Annotated in this window: 12 protein-coding genes, 1 tRNA gene and 1 pseudogene; 11 read left to right on the top strand and 3 right to left on the bottom strand. The window is 37.3% G+C overall.

Annotated elements, in window-relative coordinates; genetic code table 11:
• Window positions 1–46: 46 nt before the first annotated feature.
• Entirely contained in the window at window positions 47–1054 is a 1008-nt protein-coding gene (locus HMPREF2837_RS03660; RefSeq protein ID WP_049549293.1) for a lactonase family protein, read from the bottom strand.
• A 209-nt stretch (window positions 1055–1263) separates the two neighbouring features.
• On the opposite strand from HMPREF2837_RS03660, the gene HMPREF2837_RS03655 reads away from it, so the two are divergent.
• The 5 genes from HMPREF2837_RS03655 (at window position 1264) to HMPREF2837_RS03635 (ending at window position 5709) form a co-directional block, all read left to right on the top strand.
• Window positions 1264–2427, top strand: a complete 1164-nt coding sequence (locus tag HMPREF2837_RS03655; protein ID WP_049549294.1) for an AI-2E family transporter — start codon at window positions 1264–1266, stop codon at window positions 2425–2427.
• Window positions 2417–3646 (top strand): tetratricopeptide repeat protein, encoded by a 1230-nt coding sequence (locus HMPREF2837_RS03650; protein WP_049549295.1) that lies wholly within the window; start codon window positions 2417–2419, stop codon window positions 3644–3646. Before HMPREF2837_RS03655 ends, HMPREF2837_RS03650 begins: the two co-directional genes overlap by 11 nt.
• 182 nt (window positions 3647–3828) lie before the next feature.
• Window positions 3829–4665, top strand: coding sequence for a DegV family protein (locus HMPREF2837_RS03645; RefSeq protein ID WP_049549296.1), 837 nt, complete (start codon window positions 3829–3831; stop codon window positions 4663–4665).
• Between the two features lie 106 nt (window positions 4666–4771).
• Window positions 4772–5047 carry an HU family DNA-binding protein gene (locus HMPREF2837_RS03640; RefSeq protein ID WP_001284633.1) on the top strand — a complete coding sequence of 92 codons (276 nt, stop codon included), beginning with the start codon at window positions 4772–4774 and terminating at the stop codon, window positions 5045–5047.
• 341 nt (window positions 5048–5388) lie between these two features.
• Complete coding sequence (locus tag HMPREF2837_RS03635) at window positions 5389–5709, top strand: heavy metal-binding domain-containing protein (protein WP_049549297.1); 321 nt, start codon at window positions 5389–5391, stop codon at window positions 5707–5709.
• A 46-nt stretch (window positions 5710–5755) separates the two neighbouring features.
• On the opposite strand, the gene HMPREF2837_RS03630 is transcribed toward HMPREF2837_RS03635, so the two are convergent.
• Window positions 5756–5998, bottom strand: coding sequence for a type B 50S ribosomal protein L31 (locus HMPREF2837_RS03630; protein ID WP_000710764.1), 243 nt, complete (start codon window positions 5996–5998; stop codon window positions 5756–5758).
• Between the two features lie 96 nt (window positions 5999–6094).
• Window positions 6095–7029 (bottom strand): annotated as a pseudogene (locus HMPREF2837_RS03625) (bifunctional oligoribonuclease/PAP phosphatase NrnA).
• Between the two features lie 103 nt (window positions 7030–7132).
• On the opposite strand from HMPREF2837_RS03625, the gene HMPREF2837_RS03620 reads away from it, so the two are divergent.
• The 6 genes from HMPREF2837_RS03620 to HMPREF2837_RS03595 all read left to right on the top strand — a co-directional run bounded on the left by HMPREF2837_RS03620 (window position 7133) and on the right by HMPREF2837_RS03595 (window position 9233).
• On the top strand, window positions 7133–7576 hold the full coding sequence (locus tag HMPREF2837_RS03620) for a flavodoxin (protein WP_049549299.1): 444 nt from the start codon (window positions 7133–7135) through the stop codon (window positions 7574–7576).
• A 116-nt stretch (window positions 7577–7692) separates the two neighbouring features.
• A complete protein-coding gene (locus HMPREF2837_RS03615; protein ID WP_049549300.1) occupies window positions 7693–7959 on the top strand; it encodes a chorismate mutase in 267 nt (88 codons plus the stop codon).
• A complete protein-coding gene (crcB, locus tag HMPREF2837_RS03610; RefSeq protein ID WP_049549301.1) occupies window positions 7956–8330 on the top strand; it encodes a fluoride efflux transporter CrcB in 375 nt (124 codons plus the stop codon). The genes HMPREF2837_RS03615 and crcB (HMPREF2837_RS03610) overlap by 4 nt, the downstream gene beginning before the upstream one ends.
• Complete coding sequence (gene crcB, locus HMPREF2837_RS03605; RefSeq protein ID WP_049549302.1) at window positions 8324–8653, top strand: fluoride efflux transporter CrcB; 330 nt, start codon at window positions 8324–8326, stop codon at window positions 8651–8653. Before crcB (HMPREF2837_RS03610) ends, crcB (HMPREF2837_RS03605) begins: the two co-directional genes overlap by 7 nt.
• Window positions 8654–8771: 118 nt before the next feature.
• Window positions 8772–9119: a 50S ribosomal protein L19 gene (rplS, locus tag HMPREF2837_RS03600; protein ID WP_001068669.1), complete on the top strand. Its 348-nt coding sequence runs from the start codon at window positions 8772–8774 to the stop codon at window positions 9117–9119.
• A 42-nt stretch (window positions 9120–9161) separates the two neighbouring features.
• Window positions 9162–9233: transfer RNA gene (locus HMPREF2837_RS03595), tRNA-Arg, on the top strand.
• The last annotated feature ends 514 nt before the right edge of the window (window positions 9234–9747 follow it).

The following is a 9747-nucleotide window of genomic DNA, read 5'->3' as shown; positions in this document are numbered from 1 at the left end:
CGAGACTTTGTCTATCGATTTCTGTCCCACCGCCATTTTTCTATGTTTAAAAGGTGACGCAAACCGCTTCAGGTACGTGAAAGTCATTGGAAAGTTCTGCAAGACGACCAGTTTCTGGATTGCGTTTAAATACTGTTGCATTATCAGAATCCTGATGAACAGCGATGAGAAATTCTTGGTCTGGTGAGAGAATAAAATCTCGAGGAGTTTTTCCGTTTGTAGGAACGAATTCCAACAATTCTAAACTGCCATCAGCTAGAATAGTGTAGACTACAATAGAATCGTGACCACGGTTTGATGCGTAAAGATATTTTCCATCTTCTGAGAGACGAATTGCAGCAGTTCCATTAAAGTCATTAAATCCTTCAGGGAGTGTAGAAATAACCTGCATTTTTTCAAATGCACCAACACCATCATAAATCAATACTTCAATTGTACTATTGAGTTCACAGATGAGATAAGCAATCTTGTAGTGGTTATGAAAAACAAGGTGACGTGCACCAGCACCAGGGCTACAGTTGTAAGTAGCTAGCTTATTTAGTTTTCCTTCTGGATTGACATCATAAGTAGTAACCTCATCAGTACCCAAGTCGCAAGTCACTAAATACTGATCTGGTGTTAAATCTGTAAAGTGTACATGTGGAGAAGCTTGATTTTCATGAGGACCATGACCGCTATGTTGAACTGTATCAGCCAATTCAAGACTACCATCTTTTTTTCGTTTATAGACCAGAACTTGTCCCTTATGATAGTTAGCACCGTATACTAGGCCACGTTTTTCATCGACAGCAACATAACAGTGAGGGGTACCTTCTGTTACAACATGGTTAAGCAAAGTACCATCAGTTTGATAGGCAGCAATTCCCCCTTGTCCGTCTTTGCTACCGACTGTGTAGAGGTGATTTTCTTGATCAAATGCAAGATAGGTAGGACTTGGTTCAGTAGCAAATAGTTTAAGATTTGATAATTGCCCAGTCTCTGTATCAAAATCAGCTTGATAAATCCCTTGGGATAAGCGACGAGTGTAGGTTCCGAAATAAATTATTTCAATCATATCTATACCTCTAAATAAAGATGTTTCTATTATATCATAAATTGGGATAACTGAAGAGAATGGTAGGGAAAAGAATGAAACTTCTAAGTATAAAATTAGTAAAATGCAAGTTGGATTTTTAGAGTTTTCAATCGTCACCTCAACACTTTAAAAACAGTTTATTCTCTGTAAAAATGGTATAATGAAAAGACAAAGGAAAGGAAGTAGATATGGAACAAAAAGAGAAACATTTTAATTTATCTTGGTTTTTTAAATGGTTTTTAGATAATAAGGCTGTTACTGTATTTTTGGTAGCCTTGTTACTAGGTCTCAATATTTTTATTTTAAGTAAGATTAGTTTTTTATTTATCCCTGTCGTTGATTTTTTATCAGTGGTCATGTTACCTGTTATTTTATCAGGATTGCTTTTTTATCTCTTAAACCCACTGGTGGATTTGATGGAGAAGTACAAGATAAATCGTGTCTTAGCCATTAGTATTATCTTTGTCATTATTGCTATACTTCTGATTATTGGTCTGGCTGTCGCGATTCCAAATCTTCAACGTCAAGTAGTTATTTTTGCGCAAAATGTACCAAATTATCTCGAAGATGCTGACAGAGTTATTAATGACCTTGTAACCAAGCGTTTACCAGATGACTTTAGACCACAACTGGAACAGGTTCTGGCTCAGTTTTCAACACAAGCAACTGCTTGGGCAAGTAATATATCTTCTAAGGCTGTGAACTGGGTGAGTGCTCTTATCAGTGGAACGTCACAAGTCATTGTCGCTTTGATTATCATGCCCTTTATGCTCTTTTATCTCCTTAGAGATGGAAAAGGTTTGAGAGATCATATCACTCAGTTCTTACCAAATAAATTGAGAGAACCAGTAGGTAAGGTTCTAACGGATGTGAACCAACAACTTTCTAACTATGTGAGAGGACAAATTACTGTTGCTGTTATCGTGGCGATTATGTTTATCATCTTCTTTAAGATTATTGGTTTGAGATATGCAGTGACTCTTGGTATTACTGCTGGGGTCTTAAATCTTATCCCTTATCTTGGAAGTTTCCTTGCTATGATACCAGCTCTGGTCTTAGGGTTAATTGCTGGACCAGTTATGCTATTGAAAGTTATTATCGTTTTTATCGTAGAGCAGACAATTGAAGGTCGTTTTGTGTCTCCATTGATTTTAGGTAGTCAGCTAAACATCCATCCAATCACTATTCTATTCGTTTTATTGACGTCTGGTTCTATGTTTGGTGTTTGGGGAGTCCTATTGGGAATTCCTGTTTATGCTTCAGCCAAAGTTGTTATTTCAGCTATTTTTGAATGGTATAAAAAAGTTAGTGGTCTGTATGAGTTAGAAGAGGAGGTTGAAGGTGAGCAATAGTCAAGAAATGCTTGAAGCTTTGGATCAGCAAGATTTAACAAGAGCTGATCACTATTTTCAAAAAGCCTTGGGAGAAGATCCTGACGATCTTCTTCTGGAACTGGCTTATTATCTTGAAGGTATTGGTTTTTATCCACAAGCTCGTCAAATCTATGAAAAACTAGCTCCATTATTTCCAGAAGTGAATCTCAATTTAGCTAGTATCGCAAGTGAAGACGGACAAATTGAAGAAGCATTTGCCTATCTAGAAGAAATTCAACCCAATAGCGATTCTTATGTATCTGCTCTTGTTTTAAAGGCTGATTTCTATCAAATGGAAGGATTGACGGATGTAGCTCGCGACAAGCTATTAGAAGCTCTTAATTACTCTGATGATCCTTTATTGATTTTTGGGCTAGCAGAGTTAGATAGTGAACTTGGAAATGATTTAGAAGCGATTAAGGGCTATGCTCAACTGGATAATCGTGAAATATATGAGCAGACAGGGATTTCGACCTATCAACGAATTGGAACTGCCTATGCTCGACTTGGAAAGTTTGAATCAGCCATAGAGTTTTTAGAAAAAGCTTTAGAGTTAGATTATGAAGATCAGACTGCATTTGAATTAGCAAGTCTTTACTTTGATCAAGAGGAATATCACAAGGCAGTTTTATATTTTAAACAGCTGGATACTATTTCTCCAGATTTTGAAGGGTATGAGTATGGTTATAGTCAGGCTCTACATAAGGAACACCAGACTGAGCAAGCCTTACTGATAGCTCAACAAGGTTTGGAAAAAAATCCATTCGAAACACGTTTACTACTCCTTGCTTCACAATTATCTTACGAATTGCATCAACCCGAGCAGGCGGAAGCTTATCTTCTTCAAGCTCAAGAAGATGCGGAAGACCAAGAAGAAGTCCTCTTGCGACTAGCAACCATGTATCAGGAGCAAGAACGGTATGAGGATATTCTAGCCTTAGAAGTATATGAGCCAGAAAATCTCTTGACTAAGTGGATGATTGCACGGAGTTACCAAGAAACTGAAGATTTGGATGTTGCCTATGAATCTTATCAGGCATTGGTTTCAGAACTCAAGGAAAATCCTGAGTTTTTAGAGCAATACATTCATCTATTACGCGAACTTGGAAGGTTTGAAGAAGCAAAAGAACAGATCCAACACTATCTCAAGTTGGTTCCTGATGACATACAGATGCAAGATTTGTATGAACGTTTATGATGATACCAAAATAGTCGTCTTAGCAGGCGATTATTTTTATAAAATGAAAGATTTAAAAATCTATAAATTCCATTATAAAAATGAATAGATACAGTATGAATTTTTAGCATTTTTTTGATATAATTGTTATAGTTAAATTGAAAAAACTCACTCAAAAAGTGAAACATAGAAAGATTTGAATTATGACACAAGTAAAAATCGTAACAGATTCTTCTGTTACCATTGAACCAGAAGTGGTCAAAGAATTAAATATTACCGTCGTTCCGCTCTCTGTAATGATTGATAGTGTTCTTTATTCGGATGCTGATCTTGAAGAAGGGGAATTTCTTCGCTTGATGAAAGAGAGTAAAAATCTGCCTAAAACAAGTCAACCTCCTGTTGGACTCTTTGCTGAGATTTTTGATGAGTTGAGTAAAGACGGTAGTCAAATTTTAGCCATTCATATGTCTCATGCCTTATCAGGAACTGTCGAAGCAGCTCGTCAGGGTGCAAGTTTGTCAACGGCTAATGTAACCGTATTGGATAGTTCTTTTACAGATCAAGCCCTAAAATTTCAAGTGGTTGAAGCAGCTAAGTTAGCTCAAGAAGGACAAAACATAGAAACAATTGTGGCTCATGTTGAAGAAGTCAAGAAAAATACAGAGCTCTACATCGGTGTTTCTACCTTAGAAAACCTTGTAAAAGGTGGCCGTATTGGCCGAGTGACAGGTCTTTTAAGCTCTCTATTAAATATCCGAGTAGTCATGCAGATGAAGGATGACGAATTACAACCAATCGTGAAAGGACGTGGAGCAAAAACCTTTAAGAAATGGTTGGATGAACTAGTTTCAAAACTGTCAGAGTGTTCTGTTTCTGAGATTGGTATTTCCTATTCTGGAACTCGGGACTGGGCAGAAGAGATGAAAGAAATCCTACAACCATTCGTAGACAAATCAATTTCTGTTTTAGAAACAGGTTCGATTATTCAGACACATACAGGTGAAAATGCTTGGGCTATTTTAGTCAGATATGAGTCCTAAAAAAATAAAGAAAATAGCAAGAAATAGCGTTTTTGACTTGACCTACAAGAGAATTTAGGATATGATTGTAATTGTTAATTAGAAAATATTTGGAGGAATTATTAACATGGCAAACAAACAAGATTTGATCGCTAAAGTAGCAGAAGCTACAGAATTGACAAAGAAAGACTCAGCAGCAGCAGTAGATGCTGTATTTGCAGCAGTAGCTGATTACCTTGCAGCTGGTGAAAAAGTTCAATTGATCGGTTTTGGTAATTTCGAAGTTCGTGAGCGTGCAGCACGTAAAGGTCGCAACCCACAAACTGGTAAAGAAATCACTATCGCAGCTTCAAAAGTTCCAGCATTCAAAGCTGGTAAAGCTCTTAAAGACGCTGTTAAATAATGAATTTAGAAAAAGCCTATTGTATCAAGCTTTCTAGCTTGGTCGATAGGCTTTTTTGTAGTTTTGGGGCAAAAAGGGGGCAGGAGAGAACAGTATCTTCTATATCAGTCATAGATTCTAAGATCTACTATTTGTAAGAATGGTGAAGCCGATAAGCCTATCTCAAGTTAGGCTTGCAAAGAAAAGATTTAGGCCATCATCCATACAATTGGCACTAAATGGATAGCAAATAAGGATGGTGAGAAGAGTCTCCTTTCAAGTATTGAGCCCCTTATAGTATTTCTTGACAGAGTTAGTAAAAGGGTTTACAATTATATAAAAGAAGTCAGGAGGAAGTGAAGATGATTATTTCAACTACGGGAATTGAAGGCAAGAAAATCCTAGCCTACAAAGGAATCGTCTTTGGTGAAGTGGTTGCTGGCATTAATATGTTCAAAGATATGGCTGCTGGCTTCCGTAATGTTTTTGGAGGACGAGCTAGTAGTTATGAAGTTGAATTGACTCAAGCTAGGGAAGAAGCTCTAGCAGAAATGATGGAGCGTGCAAGTGAACGTGGAGCAAATGCTATTATAGGTATAAAAATGGACTATGAAACTTTAGGGGCTGAAAATGGTATGCTAATGGTCACTTGTAGTGGTACAGCAGTTGTGGTTGACTCCTAATTTGAAGAAACAAAAAAAAGAACAGTCGGAACTGTTCTTTTTATGATTATTTGAGACCGTATTTTTTGTTGAAACGATCCACGCGTCCATCTGCTTGAGTGAACTTTTGACGTCCAGTATAGAATGGGTGTGAGTCTGATGAAATTTCCACACGGATCAATGGGTAAGTTTCGCCTTCGAACTCAACAGTTTCGTTAGAGCGTTTTGTTGAACCGCTAAGGAATTGGTAACCAGTAGTTGTGTCCATGAAGACAACTGGGCGATATTCTGGATGGATATCTTTTTTCATTTTGCAATATTTCCTTTCTGCCATGGTCTCTTTGCGAGCCATAGATTGTTACCATACTAGTCTAACAGATTATGCTAAGTTTGGCAAGCTTTTTATCTATTTTTTCAGTAAGTTTTTTAATTTTTGGTAGATGACTTCATTTTCCTCTAGGCTATAGGAGTTAGCACCACTTGCAAGTGGGTGACCTCCACCATCATGTTCTTTTGCAACACTATTGATTGGAACGAATTTACTGCGAAGTCGAACGCGATAGTGGCCATCTGCTTGTTCCACAAATATTCCCCAAAGGTTAACAGTATCAATACGACCTGGAGCACCAATAATGGCTGCTGTTTCTGCGTCTGTTACTTGATATGTTTTTAGAATTTCTTGAGTCAGAATGACACGCGCAACACCGTTTTCATCAACTTCTAAGTGATCATAGACATAACCTTGAAGTTTAGCAATTTTAAAGCTCATGGTGTCCATTTTACGTGCTAATTCAGCATAGTCAAAGTTATGTTCTCTTAGTTTACTAGCAATTCGAAGGGTACGAGCAGAAGTAGACGGATAAAGGAAACGGCCGGTATCGCCAATAATTCCAGCACATAGCATTTTAGCTGCATAGTCAGATAATTCAAGATTAGTTGTTTCAGCAAAGTGAGCAATCATCTCACTGGCACTGCTCGAGTTGGTATCTACCCAAACAAGATCTCCGTATACTTCATCATTTGGATGGTGGTCAATTTTAATAATGGTTTCAGCATTGATATAACGTTTATCATCGATACGAGCAGTATTTGCTGTATCACAAATGATAGCAAGTGCCCCTTGATAATCTTTGTCTTCTACCTGATCCATCTTTGTAAGCCATGTTAGGGTAGGTTCATCATAACCGACTACCTTGATTTTTTTTCTGGGAAATGATGTTCCAGAAGTGCTTTGAGTCCAACCTGACTTCCTAAGGCATCAGGATCGGGTTTCATGTGACGGTGAATGACAATGGTATCGTATGCTTTAATTTTTTCTAAAATTTGATGGCAAATTTCCATAAGTAACCTCAATTCTTTCTTATTTCATTGTAGCACAAGAGTTTTTATTTTTAAAATGAAAAAGATGTGATATAATGGAGGAAGATAAATTGAGGAGGACGATATGGCATTAGCAAAAATTGTATTTGCCAGTATGACCGGTAATACCGAAGAAATTGCAGATATTGTAGCAGATAAATTGCGTGAGTTGGGCTTAGAGGTGGATGTTGATGAGTGTACAACTGTTGACGCATCTGACTTTCTTGAAGCAGATATCGCAATCGTTGCAACCTACACTTACGGTGATGGAGAATTGCCCGATGAGATGATGGACTTCTACGAAGACCTAGCAGATCTTAACTTGAGTGGCAAAATCTACGGTGTGGTAGGATCAGGCGATACTTTCTACGATGAGTTCTGTAAGGCTGTTGATGACTTTGATCGTGTATTTGTAGCAACAGGAGCTGAAAAGGGATCAGAGTGTGTCAAAGTGGATCTCTCTGCAGAAGAAGAAGATATCGAACGCTTGGAACAATTTGCAGAAGAATTGGCTGCTAGAGTAGGATAAGCATGAAGTTGCACTGATGAAAGTTGTCAGTGCAGTTTTTGTTAGTTGTTCCTAAGAATGTACTATCCCATCTAGAATATTTTTTCTAAAATCATTCAAATAAAAAAGGAGACTCTATGGATTTAGATATTATTAGACAAGAAATCGATCAAATTGATGATCAAATCGTGAAGCTCTTGGAAGAAAGAATGCATCTTGTGGAAGGCGTAGTTGCTTATAAAAAGGCTTCAGGAAAACCGATTTTGGACACCAAAAGAGAAGAAGCTATCTTTGAGAAAGTCAGAAGTCGTGTCAGCAATAAAAAATACGAAGAGACAATTGTCGCGACTTTTTCAGACATTCTCAAACGTTCGCGCGATTATCAGGATAAAAACATCAAATGAAAAAAGAACAATTTTACCCACTAGGAATCTTTCTAGCTGCTATGTTGGGAGGACTTGTCCGATATCAGATTTCGAGATGGTTGCCAGCCAGCCCAGATTTTCCATGGGGGACACTAGTCGTCAACTATCTAGGAATTTTCTGCTTAGTCTATCTTGTCAAAGGATATCTGGTCTATAAGGGGACAAGTAAAGGTGTTATTTTAGCACTGGGTACAGGTTTTTGTGGCGGTTTGACCACTTTTTCTAGCCTCGTGTTAGATACAGTAAAATTGCTGGATACAGGTTCTTATCCAAGTCTGGTAATCTATCTAGTTCTGAGCATTGGTGGAGGGCTTTTATTGGCTTATTGTTTAGGGAGGAAGAAATGGTAATCATGTATTTAGCGCTTGCTTGTGGCGTTGGAGCGCTTGTTCGTTATTTCCTTTCTACCCTCAATCAAGAGAGAGTTTTACCATTAGGAACACTTCTAGCAAATCTTTTAGGTTGTTTTTTAATTGGTTTATTTTACAATTATGTAGAAGATAAAGAGCTCTATGCTATCCTTGCTACAGGCTTCTGTGGAGGTTTAACCACTTTTTCAACCTTGAATGATGAACTCCAAAAACTCTTGGCTGATAAGAAGGTCTTTTACAGTTATTTTCTCTTGACCTACTTAGGTGGTTTAGTAGCAATTTTTTTAGGAATTTTGCTATAAATTTCTTTACTTTTTTTTAGAAATTTGGTAAACTGTATCTTGTGTGTAATGGACGCACAAAAATACAGTTTATCCGCTGAGGAAGCTTCCTCAAGATTGACAAAGATAGGAGAATAAAATGAATCCATTAATCCAAAGCTTGACTGAAGGTCAACTTCGTACTGATATTCCATCATTCCGTCCTGGTGACACTGTTCGTGTACACGCGAAAGTTGTCGAAGGTAACCGTGAACGTATCCAGATTTTTGAAGGTGTTGTTATTGCACGTAAAGGTGCTGGCATCTCAGAAAACTACACAGTTCGTAAAATTTCTAATGGTGTAGGTGTTGAACGTATCTTCCCAATCCACACTCCACGTGTTGAAAAGATCGAAGTTGTTCGTTACGGTAAAGTACGTCGTGCGAAATTGTACTACTTGCGTGCTCTTCAAGGTAAAGCAGCTCGTATCAAAGAAATCCGTCGTTAATTCGACCAAAAAACTCTGCTCATTCGGCAGAGTTTTTCTCTAGCTCCCTTAGTTCAATGGATATAACAACTCCCTCCTAAGGAGTAGTTGCAGGTTCGATTCCTGCAGGGGGCATTTTTAGAAATGTAAAGAAAGACAAAGAATATTCAAAGTGTTTATTTAAAGGCAATCATCACAAGTTCATTTTTAAAAATAATTAAGTATTTTTTGTCTTTTTGACCAAATCATGACCAAATTTTGACCAAAATTATACTTTGGTCAATGACTATAGAATAAAATGGATCATGAAAATGTCTTTGATTTATAGTAGTGTTAAAAAAGGACTTCCTTTATTGGAATGTCCTTATTTTTATTGATTATGGAATTGACAAATGAGGTTAAGGTTCAGATCTATGAACTCAGAAAGAAAGTACAAATCTTTAATCAGCTTTCAAAAGGATTTTGTGTGGATGTTTCGGGCTAAGGTATGTGACAAGATGAATTGATCGTTATGGAATAGAGAGTGTTAAAAATGAGAAGAATCGTTACTATGCCCCTGAATTAAAACAAGAAATAATCAACAAAAGCCTATATAATAACAAATGTATTAAAACGAAAACATACTAAGATTAGTAGTGAGGAAATCTCC

Origin of the sequence: Streptococcus sp. HMSC071D03 (assembly GCF_001812125.1) — a bacterium.
Lineage (GTDB): Bacteria > Bacillota > Bacilli > Lactobacillales > Streptococcaceae > Streptococcus > Streptococcus pseudopneumoniae_N.
Note: the sequence above shows the minus strand (reverse complement) of the source record. Positions and strands in the feature narration are given on the sequence as shown.